Genomic DNA, 25,564 nt, shown 5'->3' with positions numbered 1-25,564 from the left:
GGCGGCTACTCCCAGCGGAAGAAGCGGGCCGCCAGGGCCAGCCCGACGACCGCCCAGACGGCGAGGATGCCCAGGTCGCCCCAGGGCATCGAGGCGCCGTGCTGGAGCACGTCCCGCAGCCCGTCGGACAGCGCCGAGATCGGCAGCAGCCTCAGGACCGACTGGACGCCGCCGGAGAACTTGCTCAGCGGCACGATCACGCCGCCCGCGACCAGCAGCAGGATGAAGACCAGATTCGCGGCGGCCAGCGTCGCCTCGGCCTTCAGCGTGCCCGCCATCAGCAGCCCGAGCCCGGAGAAGGCGGCGGTGCCGAGCAGGAGCAGCAGCACGACGGCGAAGGGGTTGCCGTGCGGCGACCAGCCCAGCGCGAAGGCGATCACCACCAGCAGCGCGATCTGCAACGCCTCGGTGACCAGCACCGAGCAGGTCTTCGCCGTCATCAGCGCCCAGCGCGGCAGCGGCGAGGCGCCGAGCCGCTTGAGCACGCCGTAACGCCGTTCGAAGCCGGTGGCGATGGCCTGGCCGGTGAACGCGGTGGACAGCACCGCGAGCGCGAGGATGCCGGGGGCCAGGAAGTCCACCGACTTGCCCGCCCCGGTGTCCACGATGTCGACGGCGCTGAACAGCACCAGCAGCAGCGCCGGGATGATCACGGTGAGCAGCAGCTGCTCGCCGTTGCGCAGCAGCATCCTGGTCTCCAGCGCCGCCTGTGCCCGGATCATCCGGGGGAGCGACGCGGCTCCGGGGGCGGGGGCGAAGACGCCGGTCCCGGTCGGGGCGCTCACTTCGGCGCTCATCCGCGCAGCTCCTTCATGCCCGCCAGGTTCCTCATCCGCGCAGCTCCTTCATGCCCGCCAGGTTCCTCATCCGCGCAGCTCCTTGCCGGTCAGCTCCAAGAAGACGTCCTCCAGGGTGCGGCGCTCGACCGAGAGGCGGTCGGGGAGGACGCCGTGCTGGGCGCACCAGGAGGTGACGGTGGCCAGCAGTTGGGGGTCGACCTTGCCCTCGATGCGGTAGTTGCCCGGGGTCAGTTCCGCCGCGGCGGTGTCGGCGGGCAGCGCGTTGAGCAGCGAGACCAGGTCGAGCCCGGGGCGTCCCGAGAAGCGCAGCGTGTTCTCCGCGCCGCCGCGGCACAGCTCGTCCGGGGTGCCGCGGGCGATGGCCCGGCCGCCGTCGATGATCACCACCTGGTCGGCCAACTGCTCGGCCTCGTCCATGAAATGGGTGGTGAGCACGATCGTGACGCCGTCCGCGCGCAGCTCCCGTACGAGATCCCAGGTCGCGTGCCTGGCCTGCGGGTCGAGACCGGCGGTGGGCTCGTCGAGGAAGACCAGTTCGGGGCGGCCGACGACGGCCATGGCGAGCGCCAGGCGCTGCTGCTGGCCGCCGGACAGCCGGCGGTAGGTGGTGCGACCGCAGGACTCCAGACCCAGCCGTTCGATCAGCACCGCCGGGTCGACGGGGTCGGCGTGCAGGGTCGCGGTGTGCCGCAGCATCTCCTCGGCGCGCGCGCCGGGGTACACACCGCCGGACTGGAGCATCACGCCGATCCGGGGCCGCAGTTGCGCGCCGCGCGCGGCCGGGTCGAGACCGAGGACCCGTACGGTGCCGCCGTCCGGCCGCCGGTAGCCCTCGCAGACCTCGACGGTGGTGGTCTTGCCCGCGCCGTTGGGGCCGAGCACCGCTGTGACGCCGCCGCGGGCCACGGTCAGGTCGAGGCCGTCCACCGCGGTCCTTGTCCCGTACCGTTTGACCAGACCGGTCACCTCGACCGCGGGCTCGTTTCGCATGCTGTGAGTCTAGGGACGGCGCAGGACCGGCCGTGCCCGGGTCCCGCGAAGCGCTCCCCGCTCCGCTCCGGGTCGGCCTCGTACCACCCCTGGTTAGGTAACCCTAAGTGACGCAGCCCACCGTGATCGCGACCGGCGCGGCTTGCCTGCTCCTGAGGAATTACGCAACAATGGTGTTGTGGAATACGGGACCAGTGCTGCCCGGAGGGCGGCGGAGGAGCAGACGACCGGGGAGCGGCGCACCCGCAACCGGGTCGCCCGGTCCATCCTGGACCACGGACCTTCCACCGCGGCCGACCTGGCGGAACGGCTCGGCCTCACGCAGGCCGCCGTCCGCCGCCATCTGGACGCACTGCACGCGGACAATGTCGTGGAGCCGCGTGACCAGCGGGTCTACGGCCACCGTGGCCGCGGCAGGCCCGCCAAGGTCTTCGCGCTCACCGACTGTGGTCGTGACGCGTTCGACCAGGCGTACGACCAGCTCGCCGCCGACGCCCTGCACTGGATCGCCAGGTCCGCGGGCGGCGGCGAGAGCGGCGAGGCCGCGGTGTCGGCCTTCGCCCGCGCCCGGGTGGCCGACCAGGCCGAGCGGTACCGCCCCATCGTCGAGGCGGCGGCGCCCGAGGACCGCGCACGCGCGCTGGCCCAGGCGCTGTCCGCGGACGGGTACGCTGCTACGGCTCGAAGCGCCCCCGGCCCCGCCGGGGAGCAGCTTTGCCAGCACCACTGCCCGGTGGCCCACACCGCCGAGCAGTTCCCGCAGCTCTGCGAGGCGGAGGCCGAGGTCTTCTCCCGCCTGCTCGGGACGCATGTCCAGCGGCTGGCCACCATCGCCCACGGCGACGGGGTGTGCACCACGTTCATCCCGCAGGTCAACCACGCGAGCACCATCCCGTCGGGAGCCCCACCTGACACACCACCGGGGACCCCGTCGGACCCACCCCAGAACGCACCCGAAGATCCCACAGCATCTGCCAGCACGTCCGGGAGGAACCCCGCATGACTGCTCCCACGGAGACCACTCACCCGGAGCTCGAGGGCATCGGTACGTACGAGTACGGCTGGGCCGACTCGGACGTGGCCGGCGCCGCGGCCAAGCGCGGCCTGTCCGAGGCCGTCGTCCGTGACATCTCGCAGAAGAAGTCCGAGCCCGAGTGGATGCTGAAGATGCGGCTGAAGGGCCTCAAGCTCTTCGGCAAGAAGCCCATGCCCACCTGGGGCTCGGATCTGTCGGGCATCGACTTCGACAACATCAAGTACTTCGTGCGGTCCACGGAGAAGCAGGCGGAGTCCTGGGAGGACCTGCCCGAGGACATCAAGAACACCTACGACAAGCTCGGCATCCCCGAGGCCGAGAAGCAGCGGCTGGTCGCCGGTGTCGCCGCGCAGTACGAGTCCGAGGTCGTCTACCACCAGATCCGTGAGGACCTGGAGGAGCAGGGCGTCATCTTCCTCGACACCGACACCGCGCTCAAGCAGCACCCGGAGCTGTTCCAGGAGTACTACGGCACGGTCATCCCGGCGGGCGACAACAAGTTCGCCTCGCTGAACACCGCGGTGTGGTCCGGCGGCTCCTTCATCTACGTGCCGAAGGGCGTGCACGTCGACATCCCGCTCCAGGCCTACTTCCGGATCAACACCGAGAACATGGGCCAGTTCGAGCGGACGCTGATCATCGTCGACGAGGACGCGTACGTCCACTACGTCGAGGGCTGCACCGCGCCGATCTACAAGTCGGACTCGCTGCACTCCGCGGTCGTCGAGATCATCGTGAAGAAGGGTGGCCGCTGCCGTTACACGACCATCCAGAACTGGTCGAACAACGTGTACAACCTGGTCACCAAGCGCGCGGTCGCCTACGAGGGCGCCACGATGGAGTGGGTCGACGGCAACATCGGCTCCAAGGTGACCATGAAGTACCCGGCCGTCTACCTGATGGGCGAGCACGCCAAGGGCGAGACGCTGTCCATCGCCTTCGCGGGCGAGGGCCAGCACCAGGACGCGGGCGCGAAGATGGTGCACATGGCGCCGAACACGTCGTCCAACATCGTCTCCAAGTCGGTGGCCCGCGGCGGCGGCCGGACGTCCTACCGCGGTCTGATCGAGATCGGCGAGGGCTCGTCGGGCGCCAAGTCCAACGTGCTGTGCGACGCGCTGCTGATCGACACCATCTCGCGCTCGGACACGTACCCCTACGTCGACGTCCGCGAGGACGACGTGTCGATGGGTCACGAGGCGACCGTCTCCAAGGTCTCCGACGACCAGCTCTTCTACCTGATGAGCCGCGGCATGACCGAGTTCGAGGCCATGGCGATGATCGTGCGCGGCTTCGTCGAGCCGATCGCCAAGGAACTCCCCATGGAGTACGCCCTGGAGCTGAACCGGCTGATCGAGCTCCAGATGGAAGGCTCGGTCGGCTGACCGCGCCGGCTTCCTCGTCCACCATCCCCCCGGCCGGACCCAATAAGGCAGAAAGCGAGCACCAGCACAGCCATGGCTGACAACACCCCTGCGGGCAGCACCACGGACGGTGCCATCACGGTGGGCCATCCCGCCGACGCCCGGGTCAGCGCGGCCCCGTCGTACGACGTGGCCGACTTCCCGGTGCCGCACGGCCGCGAGGAGGAGTGGCGCTTCACTCCGCTGGAGCGGCTGCGCGGCCTGCACGACGGCACCGCCGAGGCCACCGGCGCCCTCCGGGTCGAGGTGACCGCGCCCGAGGGCGTCACCGTGGAGACCGTGGACCGCACCGACGCCCGCGTCGGCAAGGCGGGCAAGCCCGCCGACCGCGTCACCGCCCAGGCGTTCAGCGCCTTCGAGAAGGCCTCGGTCGTCTCGATCCCCAAGGACACCGTCCTCACCGAGCCGGTCCGGATCGCCGTCCACGGCGAGGGCGGCACGGTCTACGGCCACCAGGTGATCGAGGTCGGCGCCTTCGCCGAGGCCGTGGTCGTCATCGACCACACCGGTGACGGCACCTTCGCCGCCAACGTGGAGGTCCTGGTCGGCGACGGCGCCAAGGTCACCGTCGTCTCGATCCAGGACTGGGACGACACCGCCGTGCACGTCGCCCAGCACACCGCGCTGGTCGGCCGGGACGCCACCTTCAAGTCGGTGGTCGTCACCTTCGGCGGCGACCTGGTCCGGCTGCACCCGCGGGTGATCTACGGCGCCCCCGGCGGCGAGGCCGAGCTGTTCGGCCTGTACTTCACCGACGAGGGCCAGCACCAGGAGCACCGGCTCTTCATCGACCACGACACCCCGCACTGCCGCAGCAACGTCACGTACAAGGGCGCGCTCCAGGGGCAGGACGCGCACGCGGTGTGGATCGGCGACGTGCTCATCAGGGCGGAGGCCGAGGGCACCGACACCTACGAGCTCAACCGCAACCTGGTGCTCACCGACGGCGCGCGGGTCGACTCGGTCCCCAACCTGGAGATCGAGACCGGCGAGATCGTCGGCGCCGGCCACGCCTCGGCGACCGGCCGCTTCGACGACGAGCAGCTCTTCTACCTCCAGTCCCGCGGCATCCGCTCCGACGAGGCCCGCCGCCTGGTCGTCCGCGGCTTCTTCGGCGAACTGGTCCAGCAGATCGGACTCGCCGACCTCGAAGAGCGGCTGATGACCAAGATCGACGCCGAGCTGGAGGCGTCCGTCTGATGAGCGTCGACAACGGCACGGTCGGATACGTCCGCGCCTGCGCCGCCAGCGACCTGGAGGAGGACACCCCCCGCCGGGTCGAGCTGGACGGCGTCCCGGTGTCCGTGGTCCGCACCGCGGGCGAGGTGTTCGCCATCAACGACATCTGCTCGCACGCGAACGTCTCGCTCTCCGAGGGCGAGGTCGAGGACTGCCAGATCGAGTGCTGGCTGCACGGTTCCAGTTTCGACCTGCGCACCGGCAAGCCGTCCGGGCTGCCGGCCACGCGGCCGGTCCCCGTATACCCCGTAAAGATCGTTGGGGACGACGTGCTCGTCTCCGTCACCCAGGAGTCCTGAGGCACCCATGGCAACGCTTGAAATCACCGACCTGCACGTCACCGTCGAAGCCGAGAACGGCCCCCGCGAGATCCTGCGCGGCGTCGACCTGACCGTGAAGCAGGGTGAGACCCACGCCATCATGGGCCCCAACGGCTCCGGCAAGTCCACCCTGGCGTACTCGCTCGCGGGCCACCCCAAGTACACGATCACCGGCGGCACCGTCACCCTCGACGGTGAGGACGTGCTGGCGATGACCGTGGACGAGCGGGCCCGCGCCGGTCTCTTCCTCGCCATGCAGTACCCGGTCGAGGTCCCCGGCGTCTCCGTCTCCAACTTCCTGCGCACCTCGGCCACCGCGATCCGCGGCGAGGCGCCCAAGCTGCGCACCTGGGTGAAGGAGGTCCGCGAGACGATGGAACGCCTCCAGATGGACCCCGCCTTCGCCGAGCGCAATGTCAACGAGGGCTTCTCCGGCGGCGAGAAGAAGCGCCACGAGATCCTTCAGCTCGAACTGCTCAAGCCGAAGATCGCGATCCTCGACGAGACCGACTCCGGCCTCGACGTCGACGCGCTGCGGGTCGTCTCCGAGGGCGTCAACCGGGTCCGCGAGAGCGGCGAGGTCGGCACCCTGCTGATCACCCACTACACGCGCATCCTGCGCTACATCAAGCCCGACTTCGTGCATGTCTTCGCGCAGGGCCGGATCGCCGAGTCCGGCGGCGCCGAGCTGGCGGACAAGCTGGAGGAAGAGGGCTACGAGTCCTACGTGAAGGGCGGCCCCGTGAGCAGCGGAGCGAACTCCGAGGGGGACGCCGCGTGACAGTCCCCTCGTCCGTCGGCCGGGTGCTGCCGGGCCTCCTGGACACCGAAGCGATCCGCAAGGACTTCCCCGTCCTGGACCGCCTGGTCCACGACGGCAAGAAGCTCGTGTACCTGGACAACGCGGCGACCTCGCAGAAGCCGCGCCAGGTGCTCGACGCGCTGAACGAGTACTACGAGCGGCACAACGCCAATGTGCACCGCGGCGTCCACGTGCTCGCCGAGGAGGCCACCGCGCTGTACGAGGGCGCGCGCGACAAGATCGCCGCCTTCATCAACGCGCCCAGCCGTGACGAGGTGATCTTCACCAAGAACGCCTCCGAGTCGCTGAACCTCGTGGCCAACATGCTCGGCTGGGCCGACGAGCCGTACCGCGTCGACAGCGACACCGAGATCGTCATCACGGAGATGGAGCACCACTCCAACATCGTGCCGTGGCAGCTGCTCTCGCAGCGCACCGGCGCGAAGCTGAAGTGGTTCGGGCTGACCGACGACGGCAGGCTCGACCTGTCGGACATCGAGCAGATCATCACCGAGAAGACGAAGATCGTCTCCTTCGTGCTGGTCTCCAACATCCTGGGCACCGTCAACCCGGTCGAGGCCATCGTGCGCCGCGCCCAGGACGTCGGCGCCCTGGTGCTGATCGACGCCTCGCAGGCCGCGCCGCACATGGTGCTCGACGTGCAGGCGCTCGGCGCGGACTTCGTGGCCTTCACCGGCCACAAGATGCTCGGCCCGACCGGCATCGGCGTCCTGTGGGGCCGCCAGGAGCTGCTCGAGGACCTGCCGCCGTTCCTCGGCGGCGGCGAGATGATCGAGACCGTCTCCATGCACTCCTCGACGTACGCGCCCGCGCCGCACAAGTTCGAGGCCGGTACGCCCCCGATCGCCCAGGCCGTCGGCCTCGGCGCGGCCGTGGACTACCTGACCGCGATCGGCATGGACAAGATCGCCGCGCATGAGCACGCGCTGACCGACTACGCGGTGGGCCGCCTGCTGGAGGTTCCCGACCTGCGGATCATCGGCCCCACCACGGCCGAGGACCGCGGCGCCGCGATCTCCTTCACGCTCGGCGACATCCACCCGCACGACGTCGGCCAGGTGCTCGACGAACAGGGCATCGCCGTACGCGTCGGCCACCACTGCGCGCGGCCGGTCTGCCTGCGGTACGGAATTCCTGCGACCACGCGGGCGTCGTTCTATCTGTACTCCACCCCGGCCGAGGTCGACACCCTGGTCGAGGGGCTGGAGCAGGTACGGAACTTCTTCGGGTGATGGTGGTGTTGTGAAGCTCGACTCGATGTACCAGGAAGTGATCCTGGACCACTACAAGCACCCCCACGGGCGCGGCCTGCGGGACGGCCAGGCGGAGGTGCACCACGTCAATCCCACCTGCGGGGACGAGATCACCCTGCGGGTGCGGATGGACGGCGCCGTCATCGGCGACATCTCGTACGAGGGCCAGGGCTGCTCGATCAGCCAGGCCAGCGCGTCGGTGCTGAACGAGTTGCTGGTCGGCAAGGACGTGGCCCAGGCGCGGAAGATCCAGGAGACCTTCCTGGAGCTGATGCAGTCCAAGGGCCAGGTCGAGCCGGACGACGCGATGGAGGAAGTGCTGGAGGACGCGGTCGCGTTCGCCGGCGTCTCGAAGTACCCGGCGCGTGTGAAGTGCGCGCTGCTGAGCTGGATGGCGTGGAAGGACGCGACGGCGCAAGCGCTGGCCGACGGTCCCGAAGCCTCGGAAGCTTCCGAAGGGAAGACCTCATGAGCCCCGTACCGAACGGCCTGAGCACCACTCCGGCCTCAGAAGAAGAGATCCGCGAGGCCCTCTACGACGTCGTCGACCCCGAACTCGGCATCGACGTCGTCAACCTCGGCCTCATCTACGGCATCCACGTCGACGACTCCAACGTCGCCACCCTCGACATGACCCTCACCTCCGCGGCCTGCCCCCTCACCGACGTCATCGAGGAACAGGCCGTCTCCGCCACCGAGGGCATCGTCAACGACCTCAAGATCAACTGGGTCTGGATGCCCCCGTGGGGCCCCGACAAGATCACCGACGACGGCCGCGACCAGCTCCGCGCCCTGGGCTTCAACGTCTGATCTCTCTCCGGGCTCTCCGCCTCGGCATCGCAGGGCTCCGCGCCACGGCATCGGGCGGTCACCGCGTCTCACGCGGTGGCCGCCCGATGCCGTGTCCGGGCCGTTGACGGTCTCTTGGGGGTGTTGCGAAAATTATCGCAACTTCGTGAGGGAGGCGGTTGGGATGGCGAGCGGCAGTGGCGCGCGTGGGGAGATGCAGGCGTATGTGCGGGAGTTGGTCGATCCGCTGGTGCGGTACGCGAGCGAGGGGGGCGCTCGGATACGGCTGGGGGTGAACACGGCGCACCATGACGACACTGCGGCCGACCTGGAGGGGTACGCGCGGCCGTTGTGGGGGCTGGCGCCGTTGGCGGCGGGGGGCGGGGAGTTCGCGCACTGGGACCTGTGGGCGCGGGGGCTGGCGGCGGGGACGGACCCGGGGCATCCCGAGTACTGGGGGACGGCCACCGGCATCGACCAGCGGACCGTCGAGACGGCGGCCGTCGGATTCGCGCTGGCGCTGGCGCCGGAGAAGCTGTGGGACCCGCTCAGCGGCAAGGAACGGGACCAGGCGGGGGCCTGGCTGGCGAGCTTCCTGGGGGCCGACACGCCCGAGAACAACTGGAACTTCTTCCCGGTGCTGGTCAGCCTCGGTCTGGCCCGGGTGGGGTACGCGCACGACCGGGACGCGCGGCACGCCCGGCTGGACCGGCTGGAGACGTACGCGCGCCAGGACGGCTGGTACGCGGACGGGAACACCGCGCAGCGCGACTACTACATCCCGTGGGCCATGCACTTCTACGGCCTGATCTACGCGGCGCTCGCGGGCGAGGGCGACCCGGCGCGGGCGGCGCGCTTCCGGCAGCGGGCGGCCGACTTCGCGCCGGGCTTCCGGCACTGGTTCGCGGCGGACGGCGCCGCCGTGCCGTTCGGCCGCAGTCTCACGTACCGGTTCGCGCAGGGCTCGTTCTGGGGGGCGCTGCCGTACGCGGGGGTGGACGCCGTGCCGCCGGGGGAGGCCAAGGGGCTGCTGTCGCGGCACTTGCGCTGGTGGCGGGAGCGGTCGGCGCTGACGTCGCCGGACGGGGTGCTGACCATCGGGTACGGCTATCCGCAGCCGGCGGTCGCGGAGCAGTACAACGGGCCGGGCTCGCCGTACTGGGCGATGAAGGCGTTCCTGCCGCTGGCCCTGCCCGCGGACCACGCCTTCTGGACGGCGGACGAGGAGCCCGCCGCCGAGCTGCCGGAGACCTTGGCGCAGCCGGACGCCGGGGCGGTGCTGATGCGTTCGGGCGGGGACGCGACGCTGCTCAGCGGGTCGCAGCACAATCTCTGGGCGCGGGGCGGCGCCGCGAAGTACGCCAAATTCGCCTACTCCTCCCGCTTCGGCTTCAGCGCGCCGGTCGACGGTCTCGGCCCGGAGCCGGGGGCGTACGACTCGGTGCTCGCGGTCAGCGACGAGGCCGACATTGAGGAGGGGACGGCGCCGCGGCACTTCCGGGTGCGCGAGGAGCAGCACGATCCGGCGGTCGAGGACGGCGACACCGTACGCAGCACCTGGCGGCCGTGGCCCGATGTGGAGATCACCACCTGGCTCACCGCCGCCGCGCCCTGGCACCTGCGCACCCACCGCGTCCGTACGGGCCGCGCGCTGTACACGGCGGAGGGCGGCTTCGCGGTCGACCGGGACGCGGGGCTGACCCGGCGCGAGGAGAACGAGGGCAGCGCGGTGACGGTCACCGGGGCCGGGGACCTCAGCGGGCTGCGCGATCTGGACGGCGGCCGTAGCGGCCGGGTGCTCGACCCGCTGCCGGGCACCAATGTGCTGGCGCGGCGCACGTCACTGCCCGTGCTGGTGGGTCAACTCCCGCCCGGCGAGCACTGGTTGCGCTGCGCGGTGCTCGGCGCCGGGGCCGCGGGGGCGGCGGCGTGGGAGGAGGCACCGCCGAGGGCGCGGCACTGAGGCCGCCGCGGACGCCGCGGGCGCGCCCGTAGCGGATCGGGAGCCGTACGGGGGCGGGGGGCGGGGCGGGTGGCTGGGCGGGGGGAGGACGGGTTAGCGTCTGGGTATGAATGAGCATCGTGCCCCCGGCGCCCTCGGCGTCGGCCTTGCCACCGTCGCCGACGACGGCACCGTCCTGGACACCTGGTACCCCGCACCGGAACTCGCCGCGGAGGCGGGCCCCGCGGGCACCGAGCGGCTGAGCGCCGAGCGCGCGGCGGAGCTGCTGGGAGCGGCGGCGCCCAAGGCGCTCGGGAAGGACCCGAGGCGCGGGGTGGAGGTCGTGGCGGTGCGGACCGTCATCGCCTCGACGGACGACAAGCCGCTGGACGCGCACGACGCGTATCTGCGGCTGCACCTGCTGAGCCACCGCCTGGTCCGCCCCAACGAGCCCAACCTGGAAGGGCTGTTCGGCCTGCTGGCGAACGTCGCGTGGACGTCGATCGGCCCGGTGCCGGTGGCGGCGGTCGAAGGGGCGCGGCTGGCGGCCCGCGCGGAGGGCCTGCACCTGGCGGTGTACGGCGTGGACAAATTCCCGCGGATGACGGACTACGTCGCCCCGTCCGGCGTGCGGATCGCCGACGCCGACCGCGTACGCCTCGGCGCGCACCTGGCGTCCGGCACGACCGTCATGCACGAGGGCTTCTGCAACTTCAACGCGGGCACGCTGGGCGCCTCCATGGTCGAGGGCCGCATCTCGCAGGGCGTCGTCATCGGCGACGGCTCGGACATCGGCGGCGGCGCGTCCATCATGGGCACCCTGTCCGGCGGCGGCACCCAGGTCGTCTCGGTGGGCGAACGCTGCCTGCTCGGCGCCGAGTCGGGCCTGGGCATCGCCCTCGGTGACGACTGCGTCGTGGAGGCGGGCCTGTACGTCACCGCGGGCACCCGCGTCACGCTCCCGGACGGCAAGATCGTCAAGGCGCTGGAGCTCTCCGGCGCCAACAACATCCTCTTCCGCCGCAACTCGACCACCGGCAAGGTCGAGGTCCTTCAGCGCACGGGTTCGTGGGGCGGCCTCAACGACGCGCTGCACAGCCACAACTGACGACGCGTCACGCGTGACCGGTTCACGCCGTACGAGCCGCCGCCGCGAGCACCGCACGCTCCTCCTCGGGGGACCAGCCGGCCTCCAGCGGCGGCTCGCCGCGTTCCCGGTCCCAGGCCAGGACGTCGGCGGCGGTGACCGCCAGCGGGGTCGCGGGCATCCCGGCGGCCCGGGCGCGCGCGGCGCTGCGCTGCTGTGTGGCGGTGTCCTCCCGGACCAGCGGGAACATCGGCGGTACGACGTCCGGCGTGACCCGTACGATCTCCACCTCGGTGCCCGCGGCCCGCGCGCACGTCTCGATCAACTCGCCGAGGGTGACCGGCTGTTCGGGGCCCACGGCGTGGAAGGCGCCGGGCCGGTCGTCCTCCAGCAGCCGGATCACCAGCCGGGCCAGGTCGCGGGAGTCGATGATCTGCACCGGCTGGGCGGGGTCGGCGGGCAGGGCGACCCGGCCGCCGCGCGCGGCGGCGCGCACCCAGTAGGTGAACATGTCGGAGGGGTCGTGCGGACCGGCGACCTTCCCCGCCCGCACGATCGTGGCGCGCTGCCCGTGGCGCGCGGTCACGTCGTCCTCGCAGGCGACCTTGCACGGCCCGTACGTGGCCTCGCTCAGCACCTCGGTGTCGCGGACCGGCGGGCGGCGCGGGGTGTCCTCGTCGGAGCCGGGCGCCACACCCTCGCGCTGGTACACCGCGTGGCTGGAGATGAACAGATACCGGCCGATCCGGTCGCCCAGCGCGTCCATGGCCTGCGCGACGTGCCGCGGGACGTAGCCGCTGACGTCCACGACGGCGTCCCACCGGGTGTCGCCCGCGAGCGCCGCGTAGTCGCCGGTGTCGCGGTCGCCGGTCAGCCGGGGGAGGCCCGGGAAGAGTCCGGCGCCGGTCCTGCCGCGGCCGAAGAGGGTGACGTCGTGCCCGCGGTGGAGTGCGTCCTCCACGATGGCGCGGCCGACGAAGGCGGTACCGCCCAGAACGAGAATGCGCATAAGGGGCGACCCTACTGCCGGTCCCGGCGGCCGTCACCCGGATATCGCGGTCGTGATCCGCCGGACAGGCCCTAGTGGTAGATCTTCTCCGCGTACGCGGCCCCGTAGTACGTCTCCAGCTCCGCCAGCGAGTCCTCGGTCCGCTCCAGCGTCTTGGAGATCCGCGCCCGCGAGGCCAGCGCGTCGGGCTGCCACGTCTCCGGCTTCCACAGCGCGCTGCGCAGGAACGCCTTGGAGCAGTGGAAGAAGACTTCCTCGATGTCGACCAGGACCGCGACCTGCGGGCGGTGGCCCTTGACGACCATGCGGTCGAAGAAGTCGGCGTCGCGCAGGAGCCGCGCCCTGCCGTTGATCCTGAGGGTGTCGCCGCGCCCGGGGACGAAGTAGAGCAGGCCGATGTGCGGGTTGGACAGAATGTTGCGGAAGCCGTCCGCGCGGCGGTTGCCCGGCCGCTCGGGGACCGCGATGGTCCGGTCGTCCAGGACGACGGTGAAACCGGCGGGGTCGCCCTTGGGCGACACGTCGCAGGTGCCGTCGGCCGCCGAGGTGGCCATCAGGCAGAAGGGCGCCGCCTTCAGCCAGGCCACGTCCAGTTCGTGCAGCCGGTCGCGCGCCTTGTCGCGGACGACCGCGGTGGGTTCGCCGAGCAGTTCCCGCAGTTCGGCCTCGTCGGTGATCTCCTGCATGTGCCGTACACCCCCGGTGAGTGAGTACCTTCTGGGAACTCTCACTGTACAGGGTGGCTTTTCCGGGCTTTCCTCGCGCCTTTCCCCTGGCCTTCCCCTGGCCTTCCCCTGTCTTTCCCGCGCCTGCGATGAGTTCCGCGGCGGTCCCCGGTCTACCTCTTCGACAGCGCCACGGCGCATACGACAGCACCGCATCGACCCGACCAGAGGAGCCCCTCGTGTCCGTCGTCTCCACCCCCGCCAGCGCCACCGCGACCGGTACCGCGACAGCCGTCACCGCCCGCCCCGCCCGTAGCCGGGCGCGCACCGCGCTGCTCGCCCTCCAGATCGTGCTGGCCCTCTTCTACGGCGTGGCCAGCGCCGCCCCCAAGCTCCTCGGCATCGACGCCGCGGCCGACTCCTTCGACCGCATCGGCTTCGGCGACTGGTTCATGTACCTCACCGGCGCGCTCGAACTCGCGGGCGCCGTCGCCCTGTTGATCCCGGTGCTCTACCAGGTCGCCGCGGTCGCGATGATCGGCCTGATGATCGGCGCCACCGTCACCCAGATCACCGTCTTCGACGGCGACAACGCGGCGACGCCGATCATCCTCATCCTGCCGCTGGCCCTGATCGCCTGGGCCCGCAGGGACAGTACGAAGGCGCTGCTGGCCCTGGTCCGCGGCGCGGTCGCCCGGACCTGACCGCGCTCCCGTCGGCCGCGGGCGGCGACCGTACGCAACGCCGCACGGCGGACGGCTCGCGGTGCGATCCTGAGTACGGACGTCGCACGGATGTCGCGCGGGCGTCGTACGGCCGGCGCGACGACTGGCGCAACGGCGGTCGTACGGGCGGCCGTTCGGGGTCGCGCGGGATCGCGCGGGGTCGCGTCGCGGAGGACCGGAGACCGGAAGACCGGGGGTCGCTCATGGACAGCCTTGGCGCGCTGCGCGCGGTCGAATACGGGTATCTCGACGAGCGACGGCAGGTGTACCTCGACCACACCGGCGCGGGACTTCCCGCCCGCGCCCAAGTGCGGGCGCACGCCGACCGGATCGCGGCGGGCTGCTACGGCAATCCGCACTCGGTCAGCCCGGCCTCGCAGGCGTCGGGCGAACTGGTGGAGCGGGCCCGCGCACGGGTGCTCGCGCACTTCAGGGCCGATCCGGCCGAGTACGCCGTGGTGTTCACGGCCAACGCCACCGGGGCGTGCCGACTGGTCGGCGAGGCCTACCCGTTCGGGCCGGACAACCGGCTGGTGCTCACCCTCGACAACCACAACTCCGTCAACGGCCTGCGGGAGTACGCCCGCGGCCGGGGTGCGGGGACGGTGTACGTACCGCTGGAGGCGCCGGGCCTCAGCATCGACGCGACGGCGATGGACGCCGTCCTGACGGGCGCGAGGCCGCGGGCGGGCACGGAGTCCGGGGCCCGGGGACCCGGACTGCTCGCGTACCCCGCGCAGAGCAATTTCAGCGGGGTCCAGCACTCGCTGGACTGGGTGACCAGGGCGCGGGCGGCGGGCTGGGACGTCCTGCTGGACGCGGCGGCCTACGTGCCCGCGAACGTGCTCGACCTCGGCCGGTTCAGCCCCGACTTCGTGGCCGTGAGCTGGTACAAGGTCTTCGGCTACCCGACCGGCATCGGCTGTCTGCTGGCCCGCAGGGAGGCGCTGACGCGGCTGCGGCGGCCGTGGTTCTCCGGCGGCACCATCCACGTGGTGAGCGCCCAGGGCCTGTGGCACCACATGGCCGACGGCGAGGCGGCCTTCGAGGACGGCACGGTCAACTACCTGAGCATTCCCGACATCGAATTCGGCCTCGACTGGATCACCGGCGTCGGCGTGCAGTCGATACACCGTCATGTCACCTCGCTCACCGCCGAGTTACTGGCCGGGCTGCGCGGTCTGCGGCACGCCGACGGCAGCCCGCTGGTACGGATCTACGGTCCGCAGGACACCACCGGCCGCGGCGGCACGGTCGCGCTGAATCTGCTCGGCGCCGACGGACGGGTGATCGACGAGCGGATCGTCGGCCGCGACAGCGCCGCGCACGGCATATCGCTGCGCACCGGCTGCTTCTGCAACCCCGGCACGGGCGAGGTCGCCTTCGCCATCGACCGCGATGTACTCGGCGGCGCCGTCCGTACCGCCACCGGCACCATCGACGACTACCTCGGCCGCCTCGGCCTCCCCTCCGGCGGCGCCGTCCGCGTCTCGCTCGGCCTGTCCTCCAACGCGGCCGACGTGTCCGCCTTCCTCGCCTTCGCCGCGCAGACCTACCGCGACCGCTCGCCCGACCCGGCGGGGCTCAGCCCGCGGCTGGTCTGCTGACCGTGCGGCACTTGCGCGCCAGCACCGCCCACGCGGCGGCCAGGAACAGCGCCGTGAAACCGGCCAGCAGCAGCCAGCCCGCCCACACCGCCCGGTCGAACGAGCCGCCGTACGAGGCCAGCAGCGGCGGCCCCAGCGGCGACGCGCCGTGCGCCCACAGCTCCCGCAGACCGATCCCGCCGCCCAGCGCCTCGAACGCCCACCGGTTGGTCATCGCCGCGCTCAACACCCGTCCCGCCCACGCCATTTGGGGCACCGGCACAAAGGCCCCCGAGAACAGCACCTGCGGGAAGCAGAGCATCGGCAGCATCAGCGTGGCCTGCCCCGGATCGCCGACCGCCGCCGACGCCAGCAGCCCCAGCGCGAGCGCGGCGGCCGACGCGAGCAGCACGGTCAGGAACAGCGACCCGTACGTGCCCCACCCGGCGGCGGGCAGCCGGTTCAGACCGCGCAGCACCGCGAGCAACGCCGCGTCCGCCAGGGCCAGTACGGGCAGCAGCAGCGCCGCCTTCGACAGCAGATACGGCCCGAGCCGCAGCACGGTCAGCCGCTCCCTGCGCACCACCGCCATCTCGGCGCAGATCTGCAACAGGCCGTAGGTCAGGCCGAAGAAGAAGCCGCCGAAGGCGATCCAGAACAGGATCATCGCCGCGGAACCCGGACTCGGCGCCGCCGGATCGAAGGCCCCCGGCCGGAACAGCAGCGCGAACATCGCCACGATCACCAGCGGCGACCCCACGACGACCGCCGCCGTCAGCCGATTGCGCGCCATCAACTCCCCGGCCCGCCGGGTGAGCAGCCACCACTGCCCGACCGCCCCGAGCGGCGCCGGGCGCGTGGCGGCGGCGCCGTCGGCCACGGGCGCCGCCTCGGGCGCGGGGCCGGTCTCCTCCGCGGCGGTCTCCTCCGCGGCGGTCTCCTCCGCGGCAGCCTCGTCCGCCGCCCGTGCCCCGCGGGCCACCGCCCCGTACACCTCCTCCAGCGTCGGGACGCCGTACGCCGCCGTGAGGGTGGCCGCCGTGCCCAGGTGGGCCGGGCGTCCTTCAGGGGTGAGGAACAGGACGCGGTCGCAGCGGGTCAGATCGGCGGGCGCGTGCGTGGTGAGCACGACGGTGACGCCGTCGGCGGTCAAGTCCCGCAGGGTGCGCAGGAGTTCCGCGCCGGTCGCCGGGTCGAGTCCGGTCGTCGGCTCGTCCAGGAACAGCACGCGGGGGCGGGTGAGGAGTTCGACCGCGATGCAGGCGCGGCGGCGCTCGCCCTCGCTGAGGGTGCGTACGGGCTGGCGGGCGCGGTCGGCCAGGCCGACGGCGGCCAGCGCGTCGCGTACGGCCGCGTCCAGGAGTGCGGCGGCGGTCCGGGCGGGCATCCGCAGGCGGGCCGCGTAGCCGAGGGCCCGGTCCAGCGGCAGGTCGTCGTGCATCACGTTGCCGTGCGGCAGATACCCCAACGCCGGTCGCAGGACGGCCGGTTCCGTACCGTCGTGCAGGACGCGACCGGCCGAGGGGGTACGGATTCCGGCCAGGATCTCCAGCAGCGTCGTCTTGCCCGACCCGCTGCCGCCCGCCACGGCCAGCAGCTCGCCGGGCGCGATCCGTACGCTCACCCCCCGCAGCGTCTGCCGCCCCGAGGCGACCCGCTGCCCCACGCCGTACGCCTCGACGCGGAGACCGCCGTCGCTCTTCGTGCCCCCTGACCGACCGCTTGGTACGTTGAAGGTGTCGCGGCGCCTCCCGCAGGGGCGGGCCGCCGGTAGCGTACGCGAGCCCCGGGAGCGGGCACAGGACGAAGGAGTCTGACGCATGGACGGACCGGTCTGCACCACCCGGCAGGGCGACGTACGCGGAGCGGCCGGCCAGGACGGCGTCGCCGTCTTCCGCGCCATCCCTTACGCCGCACCGCCGTTCGGACCGCACCGGTTCATGGCGCCGCAACCGCCCGCCGCGTGGGAGGGCGTACGCGACGCGACCGCGTTCGGCCCGACCGTGCCCAAGGGCCCCTACGTCAAGCCGTTCGACGTGCTGCTGCCCGACCCGGACATCGCGGGCGAGGACTGCCTCAACCTCAATGTGTGGACACCCGACACCGCGGGCGGCGCACCGGTCATGGTGTGGCTGCACGGCGGCGCCTTCATGAACGGCTCGGGCTCGCTGCCGATCTACGACGGCGCCGCGTTCGCCCGCGACGGCGTCGTCTGCGTGACCGTCAACTACCGCCTGGGGACGGACGGTTACCTGTCCCTCGACGGGGCCCCCGACAACCGCGGAGTGCTCGACCAGATCGCCGCCCTCGAATGGGTCCGCGACAACATCGCCGCTTTCGGCGGCGACCCCGGCCGCGTGACCGTCTTCGGCGAATCGGCCGGCGCGATGAGCATCGGGGTGCTGCTCACCGCCCCCGGCGCCCGAGGACTCTTCCACCGGGCGATCCTCCAGAGCGGCGCCGCGCACCACACGATCGGCCGGGACACCGCCCGCAAGGTCGCCGCGCACTTCGCCGCGAAACTCGGCGTCGAACCCACCGCCGCGGCCTTCGCCGCACTCCCGCTGGACGTCCTGCTGCCCGCGCAGACCGCCCTGCGCAACGAGGTCACCGCCAACCCCGACCCCGCGCTGTGGGGCGAGGTCGCGCTGAACGCCATGCCCTTCGAACCGATCGCGGACACCGCGGGCACCGCCGCCCGCGCCCACCCGGTGCCGGGACCCGGCGCCGACTGCGCCGTCGACCTGCTGATCGGCACCACCGCCGAGGAGTACCGGCTCTTCACCGTGCCCAGCGGCGTCATCGACTACATCGACGACAGGCACCTGCGGGCCGCGATCGCCCGGCACGGCCTCGACCCCGACACCGCGCTGCCGCTCTACGCGGCCAACCGCCCCGGCGCCACCACCGGCGACCTGTTCTCCGCCGTCCTCACCGACTGGTTCTTCCGGATACCCGCGGTCCGCCTGGCCGAGTCCGTGCCGCGCGCCCACGTCTACGAATTCGGCCGCCGCTCCACCGCCTTCGACGGCCGCCTCGGCGCCTGCCACGCCTCCGAGATCGCCTTCGCCTTCGACAACCTGGACGCGCCCGGCGAGACCATGCTGCTCGGCGAGGCCCCGCCGCAGCCGCTCGCCGACACCATGCACGCCGCCTGGGTCTCCTTCGCCGTCACCGGCGATCCCGGCTGGCCCGCGTACGACACCCGGGACCGTACGACCATGGTCTTCGGCACGGCGGACGACCCCGCGCACTGCGGTCCGGTACGCGACCCCCGCCCGGACGAGCGCGCGCTGTGGGACGGGGTGCGCTGAGCCCTTCGCGCCGGCCCCTCCCGCGCGCCGAACTCCCGTACGCCTGAGGGACGCGTGGCCGGTACGCACCCGGCGGCGGGCGGCGGTGGCCGGAACGTGTCGCTACGGGCGGGTGAACCGGCGGGGTGACGGGTGCGACGGGGCCGGGAGGCCGACGGTCGGGGGGTCGCAGGGCCTACGCTGAGTGCGCGCGTCCGGCGCGCGTACCGGTTCGCGTGTGCCGGTCCGATCCACCCGCCAGGGGTGAGCCGGACCGGCCCACCCCTCACGCCGTACAGCCGTAGAGCCCTCTAGGAGTCACCCCATGTCCGAAGGTCCCCTCGTCCTGCCGCCCGTACAGCTGCTCCCCGCGGACGACCTCGCGCGGCTGGCACTGGCCGTGCCGCTGCTGGACCGAGCGCTGCGGCTGACCCGGTGGGCGACACCGGAACGGCCGGTCGACGCGATGGGCGAGCTGCTGGACGACGACCTGGTGGCCGCCGCCGCGGAACTCGGCCTCCCGGTGGACGAGGACGAGGAAGGGCTCGCCGAGACCGCCCAGGCATGGGGCGTCGCCGTCGACACCGGCCTGCTGGTCCTGGAGATCGACGAGGAGGCCGAGGAGTCCACGCCGGTCGGCGAGGTCGCCGGTCGCGCGCTGCCCGGCGAGGCGTACGAGCGGATCACCGCCGGCCTCCCGCAGGACGTGCTCGACATCTGGCTGGCCGCCGCCGAGTCGGCCCTCGCCGACGCCGCCGCACCGGACTTCGAGAGCCTGCGCGAGGTCATGGACGACGGCGACCAGGTGCTCCTGGACGAGCTGGACTGGGACCCGGAGAAGGAGGCCGAATTCCTCGACAGCGCGCTGGTCAACCTCTACGCGCTGATGGCCGTGGAGGACTCGGCGGTCGCCGAGGACGGGCCCGACGCCGTACCGCTGCCGGTGCTCGCCGCGTCCCTCGTCGTGCCCGACGAGATGGACCAGCCCAGCGACGCCGTCCTCGAAGAGGTCACCGAGGTGATGATGCGGCTGGACGACCACTTCCGGCTGCTCGCCACGACCGGACTGCTGGACTACCAGCCGGTCGACGAGGCGCTGATCGAGGAGGCGGAGGGCGACGGGGAAACCGGCTCCTTCCCCGAGTTCCCCGAGGGGGCCGTCGGGGACGACCTCGACCCCGAGGAGGTCTCCCGCTACGGCATGGTCCTGCTCACGCCGCTCGGCGTGCACGGCATGCGCGAACGGCTCGTGGACGCGGGCGCGCAGGCCCCCGCCATCGGCGACCTCGCGGGCGGGTCGGGCGTCGACCTCCTCGAAGCGCTGACCGGCTACCCCGACCAGGCGGCGCGCGTGGAGGCCGAGCTGTGGCTGGAGGACCGCAAGCCGGCCGACGCCGCACGCGAACTGCTCGCCGCCGCGCGCGGCGACGACGCCGGTGCGCCGGGCCGTCGTCTCATCTGCCAGCAGACGCTCACCCTGCTCGGCGCCGAGGCCGAGCCCGCGCTGCGCGAAGTCCTCGACGACCGCGCGCTCGGCGGCCTCGCCCGCGTCTGGCTCACCGAGAGCGGCGCCGCCGACATCCCCGCGCCCGACGCGGACATGGTCTTCTGGCTCACCATCGACACCCTCGCCGCGCAGCTCGCCGCCGACGACGCCCCCGAGATCCTGGCCGACCTCGTCCGTGACCTCGTCGCCCGGCACGACGGCTTCTTCGACGCGGCCTGGCGCGTCGACCACCCCGCCACCGCCGACGTCCTCGAAGCCATGGGGCGTCTCCACCCGGACCGCAAATCCGCCAAGGACGCCCGCAAGGCGGCCTTCAAGGCCCGCTCCCGCCAGGGCCTTTCGGGCTGACGCGCGGCGGGCCACCGCTCGGGGCGCGCCCCCGCGCCGGGGGCAACCGGGTGGCCGCCTCGCGGAAGGACGCCGTTCATCCGGGGTTGGCCGGGGGGCGGCACCGTGGGTGGTCAGCGCGACGTGAGGAGCCCCGGTGCCGGTCAGCCGTACGCGGGAGGCCGTGGTGGCCGACCCGAAGCGAGGTCACGCGTATCTGACCGCGGGAACGTCGTTGTGCCGGCGGACGCCGCCGTCGGCGCAGAACGGTGGCGTGCTCCAGGCGTTCCGGTGCATCGACTCCGGGGGCCGCTACGTGGACGACCTGTCACGGGCGACCGGGCCCGGCACCGTGTACGGCGTGGACTGGGTGGAGACGCCGTTCGCGGCGGGCGAGGTCACGCGGGCGCACGGGCTGACGGGCCTGTGGTGGGCGGACGACGGGGTGTACCTCGTGCGCGAGGGGGCCGTCTGGTTCTACGCGCCCGGCCGCCGCACGCTGACCCTGAAGACGCCGGGCTGACGGGCTGACGGGCTGACGGGCTGACGGGATTCCGGGCTGAGGGGCGGCCGGGCTGAGGGGCGGACCGCCGCCCGGCCGCGCTCGTCACCGCCGTGACGAGCGAGGCCGGGTGCGGCCGGGTGCGGCCGGAACGTTTCAGCAGCCGCTGAGGACCGACGTGAGCTTCGACTTCTCCGCACTGTCCACGGTCAGACCGTAGTAGTGCTTCACCTGCACCCACGCGCGGGCGTACGTGCACTGGTACGACGCCTGCGGCAGCCACTCGGCCGGGTCGCCGTCGCCCTTGGAGCGGTTGGAGTGCGCGGAGACGGCCACGAGCTGCGGGCGGGTCACGTCGTTGGCCAGCGCCTGGCGCTGCGCGGTGGTCCAGGCCCAGGCGCCCGAGGCCCACGCCTCGGCGAGCGGCACCAGGTGGTCGATGTCGAAGGTCGACGGGTCGGTGGTGGTCACGCCGTCGTACGGGCTGGTCCAGTTCCCCGAGGTCGCCTTGCACGAGCTGTCGGTCACCACGCTCGTGCCGTCGCGCTTGATCACGTACTCGCGGGTGTCGCAGGTGCCCGAGATGGTGATCCAGGTCGGGAACAGATTCCGGTCGTACGTCGAGGCGTGCGTCTCCGCGGTGGCCGTCATGCCGGACAGGTAACTGCGGGCGGTGGAGGCGGCGATGGGGGTCGGCAGAGCGGCCTGTGCGGGGCCGCCGCTGACGAACAGGACGGTCAGCGCGAGCAGTGCCGCGCTGACGGCGGCACAGATTCCGTGCACGAGACGGTTTTTGGGCATGACTGAGCGCTCCCGTGGCTAGGGGGTCGAGCGGTACGGGTGGTTCCCGACCAGGGTCCCGGCCACGGGTCTATGCGGGTAGACCGTCAGCGGTAAATTTTATGTGACCATGACATGTTGATGTGCGAACGTCCGGTGGCGGTCCGGCCCGTACGAGGCCCGCGCGGCGCACGAGCCGGTGCGTGCCGGGGTCCCACGGCCTCCGAGCGCCGTGCGCACGGCGCCCCCGCGCCCGCCCGCTACCGGTCCTGGCCCCGGCTCCCGCCGCCGTGCGGGGCGGCGCGCGGGACTTTATGGTCGGCGCGGGGGCCCGGGACGAATGGAGCTGCTGTGACCACTGCGCGCGACATCATGCATCAGGGCGTCGAGACGATCTCCGCCCACGAGACCCTGGACGTGGCCGCCAAGCGGATGCGGGACGCGGACATCGGGGCCCTGGCGGTCACCGGTGACGACGGCGGGCTCCAAGGGGTGCTCACCGACCGGGACATCGTGCTGCGCTGTGTGGCGACCGGCCACGACCCGGGCGCGGTCCGGGCCGCCGATCTGATGGACGGCAGCCCGGTGACGGCCGCGGCCGACGACGACGCGGGGAGCGTCGTCGCGACCATGTCCTCCCGGCGCATCCGCCGGGTACCGGTGGTCGAGGGGAGCCGCCTGGTCGGCATCATCAGCGAGGCCGACATCGCCCGGCACCTCGGCCCGGCCGAGGCGGGCGCCCTGGCGACGGCGATCCGCGCGGTCTGAGCCCGGCCCGCGGTCTGAGGCCGCCGCGCGGTGTGAGACCGGCCTGCGATGTGAGACCGGTCCGCGCCGACTGAGGCCGGTCCCGCGCCGCCTGGGACCGGTCTCTCGGGCCGCCGCCCGTCCGCGCGGACTCATGCCAGCCTGCGCGGACCGGCGGCGGCCCCGCAGGGCACACGTCCGGTCCGCGGTGCCTCAGAGCGCCGCGGAGGCGGGCCGCACCATCCCCTTGGCGGTACGCGAGTCGATGAAGTCGCCCATGGCGGTCATCTCCCACTCGCCGGAGAACTGCTTGATCAGCTTGGCCATCAGGACACCCGTGCGCGGCTCGCTGCCGGTCAGGTCGAAGCGGACCAGCTCCTCGCCGGTGCCCGCGTCGAGCAGCCGGCAGTACGCCTTGGCGACCTTGTTGAACTTCTGCCCCGAGTACGAGTTCACCGTGAAGACCAGACCGGTGACCTCCGGCGGCAGCCCGCCCAGGTGCACGGTGATCGTCTCGTCGTCGCCCGAGCCCGCGCCGGTCAGATTGTCACCGGAGTGCTGGACCGCGCCGTTGAGGATGGACAGCTTGCCGAAGTAGCAGGTCGCGATGTGATTGCGCTGCGGACCGTAGGCGATCACCGACGCGTCCAGGTCGATGTCCCGGCCGCCGAAGGCGGGCTCCCAGCCCAGGCCCATCCGCACCGAGGACAGGAACGGCTTGCCCGCCTTGACCAGCGAGACCGTCTCGTTCTTGCGGAGACTGACCCGGCCCTTGTCCAGATTGACCTTGCCCGCGCCCGGCGCGGGAGCGGGCGGCGCGGCCGGGGGAGCGGAGGGCGGCGGCAGATACGCGGCGGGCGCGCCGGAGGGCGGCGGCGCACTGGGCAGTCCCGGCGCGGGCGGCGGCGGGGTGAACGCGGCGGCGGGGGCCGCGGGGGCCGCGGGCTCCTCCACATTCACCCCGAAGTCGCTGGCGATGCCGCCCAGCCCGTTGGCGTACCCCTGGCCGACCGCGCGGACCTTCCAGGCGCCGCCGCGCCGGTACACCTCGACCACGACGAGCGCGGTCTCCGGGCCGAGCCCGGTGGGCGTGAAGGTGGCGATCACCGAGCCGTCGTCCGCGCTGCGGACCGTGGCCGTCGGCATCGTACCCGCGAAGGGACCGCCGCCGTCCAGGCTCGCGGTCACCACGACCTTCTCGATCCCGGCCGGGACGGCCGCGGTGTCCACGGTGATCGAGTCGGGCCCCGAACCGCCCCCGGAGCGGTGGCTGACGCCGGGCCCCTGGGGCTGGTTGTAGAAGACGAAGTCGTCGTCGGAGCGCACCTTCCCGTCACCGGTCAGGAGCAGGCCCGAGACATCGAGCCGCGCGGAGGTGGCGGCGACGTCCACGGCCACTCGGGGCACGGAGAGCGGCACATTCGAGCCAGGCGTCATAGCGGTCATGCCCCCGTAACGACCGACTGTTGTTTGCGGTTCCATGACCCGGAGATCAGCTTCCGGCCCGTTATGGGCGCCCGGTCCCGGTGCCCATTCCGGCGCCCGCGCCGGCTCGTACCGGCAGCGTCGCGCCCGCGGTCGCGTACGGTCGGACCCGTATCGGCAGCCCCGTACCCTCACACCCGCACGCCCCGCCCGTCACCGGCGGTCGCGGGCACGTCGAGGCCGTCCGGGGAGCCGGGCGGCAGGGCGAAGGCGGAGGCGACCTCGGGCGGGAGCGCGGACAGGCCGAGCAGGCCGCAGACGGCCCGGGTGGTGAGCGCGTGCCAGACGGCCGCCTGGCGCAGCATCGCGTGGTCGCCGCCCGGCAGCACGAAGCGGCACACCTCGGCGCCCTCGGCCCTGGCCCGCTCCGCCATCCGCAGCGACTCCACGGGCGAGGTGATCCGGTCGGCCTCCGCGTGCAGGAACACCAGCCGGGCCGCCGAGAGCTGCTCCACCGGCTCCCCCGGCAGGCACCAGGGGGCCAGCGCGACCGTGCCGACCACCCCGTCCGTACCGGCCACCCGCAGCGCCGCCCTGCCGCCCATGGAGTGCCCGACCATCACGACCGGCGCCCCGCCGGTCCGCCGGGACAGCTCCGCCAGCGCGTCGGCCGCGTCCCGCGCGGCGTCCGCCCGCTCCCCGTTCCAGCCGCGGTGCCGGTAGCGGGCCTCGGCGAGCACCACCCGGCGGCCCCGCGTCGCGCGGGCCAGCGCCCGGACGAAGGGGCGCATCCGCAGCCCCGGCGCGTTCAGCCGGGACGGCCGGCCCATACCGCGCTCCCGGCCGCCGTGCAGCACGAGCACCGCCGCCTCGGGGGCCGCCGCGGAACGCCGCATCACCAGGCCCCGATACCCCGCGCGTGCGCTGTCGCCGTCGCGGTCCTCTGCCACCCGTGCCTCCACCCGTGTCCGTTCCCTCCGCCGACGTGCCGTGACAGGTACGAACGGACGTTCCGGAATCCCCGTTCCGCCGTACCCCGTCAATCCTCCGTCATTCGTAGCGACGACGGTTCCGGATGGGTCGCGCGGCGGACCCGACGCACAGGTTGCCGGATCGAACAGGGGTCCGGAGGCTCCCGCATATACGCTCCTGCCCTGGGCAAGTACGCTCAGCGCAATCTCAATGGTCGGGCAGCCGAAGGCGGAGGAAGAAACGTGGTGCAGAGCGGCCCGGTCGGAGTTCCGGCCGGACTTCCGGTGGGCATCCCGCACACCCGCGACGGGCGTGACAGCCGT

23 protein-coding genes and 1 pseudogene are annotated in these 25,564 nt (G+C 72.6%); 16 read left to right on the top strand and 8 right to left on the bottom strand.

Features of this window, described 5'->3' with window-relative positions:
• Positions 1 to 5: 5 nt before the first annotated feature.
• Both ACIP4Z_RS29870 and ACIP4Z_RS29865 read right to left on the bottom strand, forming a co-directional pair.
• Positions 6 to 797, bottom strand: coding sequence for an ABC transporter permease (locus ACIP4Z_RS29870; protein ID WP_401313330.1), 792 nt, complete (start codon positions 795 to 797; stop codon positions 6 to 8).
• A gap of 66 nt (positions 798 to 863) precedes the next feature.
• Complete coding sequence (locus ACIP4Z_RS29865; protein WP_401313327.1) at positions 864 to 1,790, bottom strand: ABC transporter ATP-binding protein; 927 nt, start codon at positions 1,788 to 1,790, stop codon at positions 864 to 866.
• Positions 1,791 to 1,968: 178 nt separating this feature from the next.
• On the opposite strand from ACIP4Z_RS29865, the gene ACIP4Z_RS29860 reads away from it, so the two are divergent.
• The 10 genes from ACIP4Z_RS29860 (at position 1,969) to dapD (ending at position 11,724) form a co-directional block, all read left to right on the top strand.
• On the top strand, positions 1,969 to 2,793 hold the full coding sequence (locus ACIP4Z_RS29860; RefSeq protein ID WP_391044106.1) for an ArsR family transcriptional regulator: 825 nt from the start codon (positions 1,969 to 1,971) through the stop codon (positions 2,791 to 2,793).
• Positions 2,790 to 4,211 carry a Fe-S cluster assembly protein SufB gene (gene sufB, locus ACIP4Z_RS29855; protein ID WP_355333852.1) on the top strand — a complete coding sequence of 474 codons (1,422 nt, stop codon included), beginning with the start codon at positions 2,790 to 2,792 and terminating at the stop codon, positions 4,209 to 4,211. Before ACIP4Z_RS29860 ends, sufB begins: the two co-directional genes overlap by 4 nt.
• A 72-nt stretch (positions 4,212 to 4,283) precedes the next feature.
• The gene (sufD, locus tag ACIP4Z_RS29850; protein WP_355333849.1) at positions 4,284 to 5,450 is read left to right on the top strand and encodes a Fe-S cluster assembly protein SufD; all 1,167 of its coding nucleotides are present in this window, start codon (positions 4,284 to 4,286) and stop codon (positions 5,448 to 5,450) included.
• Positions 5,450 to 5,788: a non-heme iron oxygenase ferredoxin subunit gene (locus ACIP4Z_RS29845; protein WP_401313322.1), complete on the top strand. Its 339-nt coding sequence runs from the start codon at positions 5,450 to 5,452 to the stop codon at positions 5,786 to 5,788. Before sufD ends, ACIP4Z_RS29845 begins: the two co-directional genes overlap by 1 nt.
• Positions 5,789 to 5,795: 7 nt before the next feature.
• Positions 5,796 to 6,590 carry a Fe-S cluster assembly ATPase SufC gene (sufC, locus tag ACIP4Z_RS29840; protein ID WP_355333844.1) on the top strand — a complete coding sequence of 265 codons (795 nt, stop codon included), beginning with the start codon at positions 5,796 to 5,798 and terminating at the stop codon, positions 6,588 to 6,590.
• Positions 6,591 to 6,616: 26 nt separating this feature from the next.
• Positions 6,617 to 7,864 (top strand): cysteine desulfurase, encoded by a 1,248-nt coding sequence (locus ACIP4Z_RS29835; RefSeq protein ID WP_355334677.1) that lies wholly within the window; start codon positions 6,617 to 6,619, stop codon positions 7,862 to 7,864.
• A gap of 10 nt (positions 7,865 to 7,874) precedes the next feature.
• Entirely contained in the window at positions 7,875 to 8,357 is a 483-nt protein-coding gene (sufU, locus tag ACIP4Z_RS29830; RefSeq protein ID WP_188284431.1) for a Fe-S cluster assembly sulfur transfer protein SufU, read from the top strand.
• Entirely contained in the window at positions 8,354 to 8,695 is a 342-nt protein-coding gene (locus ACIP4Z_RS29825; protein WP_188284432.1) for a metal-sulfur cluster assembly factor, read from the top strand. The genes sufU and ACIP4Z_RS29825 overlap by 4 nt, the downstream gene beginning before the upstream one ends.
• Before the next feature lie 163 nt (positions 8,696 to 8,858).
• Positions 8,859 to 10,637: a DUF2264 domain-containing protein gene (locus ACIP4Z_RS29820; protein ID WP_401313318.1), complete on the top strand. Its 1,779-nt coding sequence runs from the start codon at positions 8,859 to 8,861 to the stop codon at positions 10,635 to 10,637.
• Positions 10,638 to 10,743: 106 nt separating this feature from the next.
• Positions 10,744 to 11,724 (top strand): 2,3,4,5-tetrahydropyridine-2,6-dicarboxylate N-succinyltransferase, encoded by a 981-nt coding sequence (gene dapD, locus ACIP4Z_RS29815; RefSeq protein WP_355333839.1) that lies wholly within the window; start codon positions 10,744 to 10,746, stop codon positions 11,722 to 11,724.
• A gap of 22 nt (positions 11,725 to 11,746) precedes the next feature.
• On the opposite strand, the gene ACIP4Z_RS29810 is transcribed toward dapD, so the two are convergent.
• Together ACIP4Z_RS29810 and ACIP4Z_RS29805 are read right to left on the bottom strand one after the other, a co-directional pair.
• Complete coding sequence (locus ACIP4Z_RS29810) at positions 11,747 to 12,712, bottom strand: NAD-dependent epimerase/dehydratase family protein (protein ID WP_401313314.1); 966 nt, start codon at positions 12,710 to 12,712, stop codon at positions 11,747 to 11,749.
• Between the two features lie 71 nt (positions 12,713 to 12,783).
• Positions 12,784 to 13,398, bottom strand: a complete 615-nt coding sequence (locus ACIP4Z_RS29805) for a pyridoxamine 5'-phosphate oxidase family protein (RefSeq protein ID WP_355333834.1) — start codon at positions 13,396 to 13,398, stop codon at positions 12,784 to 12,786.
• A 218-nt stretch (positions 13,399 to 13,616) separates the two neighbouring features.
• On the opposite strand from ACIP4Z_RS29805, the gene ACIP4Z_RS29800 reads away from it, so the two are divergent.
• Positions 13,617 to 14,081 carry a DoxX family protein gene (locus ACIP4Z_RS29800; protein WP_401313311.1) on the top strand — a complete coding sequence of 155 codons (465 nt, stop codon included), beginning with the start codon at positions 13,617 to 13,619 and terminating at the stop codon, positions 14,079 to 14,081.
• A gap of 224 nt (positions 14,082 to 14,305) precedes the next feature.
• Positions 14,306 to 15,709 carry an aminotransferase class V-fold PLP-dependent enzyme gene (locus ACIP4Z_RS29795; protein ID WP_401313309.1) on the top strand — a complete coding sequence of 468 codons (1,404 nt, stop codon included), beginning with the start codon at positions 14,306 to 14,308 and terminating at the stop codon, positions 15,707 to 15,709.
• Here the strand turns inward: ACIP4Z_RS29795 and ACIP4Z_RS29790 are convergent.
• Positions 15,687 to 17,312: an ATP-binding cassette domain-containing protein gene (locus ACIP4Z_RS29790; RefSeq protein ID WP_401313306.1), complete on the bottom strand. Its 1,626-nt coding sequence runs from the start codon at positions 17,310 to 17,312 to the stop codon at positions 15,687 to 15,689. The genes ACIP4Z_RS29795 and ACIP4Z_RS29790 overlap by 23 nt on opposite strands.
• Positions 17,313 to 17,508: 196 nt before the next feature.
• Here ACIP4Z_RS29790 and ACIP4Z_RS29785 point away from each other — a divergent pair, with 196 nt between their 5' ends.
• From ACIP4Z_RS29785 to ACIP4Z_RS29775, 3 genes and pseudogenes are all read left to right on the top strand, one after another.
• On the top strand, positions 17,509 to 19,002 hold the full coding sequence (locus tag ACIP4Z_RS29785) for a carboxylesterase/lipase family protein (protein WP_401313303.1): 1,494 nt from the start codon (positions 17,509 to 17,511) through the stop codon (positions 19,000 to 19,002).
• Between the two features lie 304 nt (positions 19,003 to 19,306).
• On the top strand, positions 19,307 to 20,836 hold the full coding sequence (locus tag ACIP4Z_RS29780) for a hypothetical protein (protein ID WP_401313300.1): 1,530 nt from the start codon (positions 19,307 to 19,309) through the stop codon (positions 20,834 to 20,836).
• Between the two features lie 157 nt (positions 20,837 to 20,993).
• Positions 20,994 to 21,326: pseudogene (locus tag ACIP4Z_RS29775) on the top strand (Tat pathway signal sequence domain protein); the annotation flags it as partial.
• Between the two features lie 147 nt (positions 21,327 to 21,473).
• Here the strand turns inward: ACIP4Z_RS29775 and ACIP4Z_RS29770 are convergent.
• Positions 21,474 to 22,118 (bottom strand): HNH endonuclease family protein, encoded by a 645-nt coding sequence (locus ACIP4Z_RS29770; protein WP_355333817.1) that lies wholly within the window; start codon positions 22,116 to 22,118, stop codon positions 21,474 to 21,476.
• 330 nt (positions 22,119 to 22,448) lie between these two features.
• Here ACIP4Z_RS29770 and ACIP4Z_RS29765 point away from each other — a divergent pair, with 330 nt between their 5' ends.
• Positions 22,449 to 22,865 (top strand): CBS domain-containing protein, encoded by a 417-nt coding sequence (locus ACIP4Z_RS29765; RefSeq protein ID WP_355333815.1) that lies wholly within the window; start codon positions 22,449 to 22,451, stop codon positions 22,863 to 22,865.
• Between the two features lie 192 nt (positions 22,866 to 23,057).
• On the opposite strand, the gene ACIP4Z_RS29760 is transcribed toward ACIP4Z_RS29765, so the two are convergent.
• Positions 23,058 to 24,281 carry a TerD family protein gene (locus ACIP4Z_RS29760; RefSeq protein ID WP_401313295.1) on the bottom strand — a complete coding sequence of 408 codons (1,224 nt, stop codon included), beginning with the start codon at positions 24,279 to 24,281 and terminating at the stop codon, positions 23,058 to 23,060.
• Positions 24,282 to 24,460: 179 nt separating this feature from the next.
• Positions 24,461 to 25,219: an alpha/beta fold hydrolase gene (locus ACIP4Z_RS29755; RefSeq protein ID WP_355333809.1), complete on the bottom strand. Its 759-nt coding sequence runs from the start codon at positions 25,217 to 25,219 to the stop codon at positions 24,461 to 24,463.
• Positions 25,220 to 25,564: the final 345 nt, after the last annotated feature.

This window comes from Streptomyces sp. NPDC088910, assembly GCF_044749865.1.
Lineage (GTDB): Bacteria > Actinomycetota > Actinomycetes > Streptomycetales > Streptomycetaceae > Actinacidiphila.
Note: the sequence above shows the minus strand (reverse complement) of the source record. Positions and strands in the feature narration are given on the sequence as shown.

Excerpts from the sequence above, each read along its gene's own strand:
- ACIP4Z_RS29870 (WP_401313330.1), bottom strand. The coding sequence starts at position 797 with ATGAGCGCCGAAGTGAGCGCCCCGACCGGGACCGGCGTCTTCGCCCCC.
- ACIP4Z_RS29865 (WP_401313327.1), bottom strand. The coding sequence starts at position 1,790 with ATGCGAAACGAGCCCGCGGTCGAGGTGACCGGTCTGGTCAAACGGTAC.
- sufB (WP_355333852.1), top strand. The coding sequence starts at position 2,790 with ATGACTGCTCCCACGGAGACCACTCACCCGGAGCTCGAGGGCATCGGT.
- sufD (WP_355333849.1), top strand. The coding sequence starts at position 4,284 with ATGGCTGACAACACCCCTGCGGGCAGCACCACGGACGGTGCCATCACG.
- ACIP4Z_RS29845 (WP_401313322.1), top strand. The coding sequence starts at position 5,450 with ATGAGCGTCGACAACGGCACGGTCGGATACGTCCGCGCCTGCGCCGCC.
- sufC (WP_355333844.1), top strand. The coding sequence starts at position 5,796 with ATGGCAACGCTTGAAATCACCGACCTGCACGTCACCGTCGAAGCCGAG.
- ACIP4Z_RS29825 (WP_188284432.1), top strand. The coding sequence starts at position 8,354 with ATGAGCCCCGTACCGAACGGCCTGAGCACCACTCCGGCCTCAGAAGAA.
- ACIP4Z_RS29820 (WP_401313318.1), top strand. The coding sequence starts at position 8,859 with ATGGCGAGCGGCAGTGGCGCGCGTGGGGAGATGCAGGCGTATGTGCGG.
- dapD (WP_355333839.1), top strand. The coding sequence starts at position 10,744 with ATGAATGAGCATCGTGCCCCCGGCGCCCTCGGCGTCGGCCTTGCCACC.
- ACIP4Z_RS29810 (WP_401313314.1), bottom strand. The coding sequence starts at position 12,712 with ATGCGCATTCTCGTTCTGGGCGGTACCGCCTTCGTCGGCCGCGCCATC.
- ACIP4Z_RS29805 (WP_355333834.1), bottom strand. The coding sequence starts at position 13,398 with ATGCAGGAGATCACCGACGAGGCCGAACTGCGGGAACTGCTCGGCGAA.
- ACIP4Z_RS29795 (WP_401313309.1), top strand. The coding sequence starts at position 14,306 with ATGGACAGCCTTGGCGCGCTGCGCGCGGTCGAATACGGGTATCTCGAC.
- ACIP4Z_RS29785 (WP_401313303.1), top strand. The coding sequence starts at position 17,509 with ATGGACGGACCGGTCTGCACCACCCGGCAGGGCGACGTACGCGGAGCG.
- ACIP4Z_RS29780 (WP_401313300.1), top strand. The coding sequence starts at position 19,307 with ATGTCCGAAGGTCCCCTCGTCCTGCCGCCCGTACAGCTGCTCCCCGCG.
- ACIP4Z_RS29770 (WP_355333817.1), bottom strand. The coding sequence starts at position 22,118 with ATGCCCAAAAACCGTCTCGTGCACGGAATCTGTGCCGCCGTCAGCGCG.
- ACIP4Z_RS29760 (WP_401313295.1), bottom strand. The coding sequence starts at position 24,281 with ATGACGCCTGGCTCGAATGTGCCGCTCTCCGTGCCCCGAGTGGCCGTG.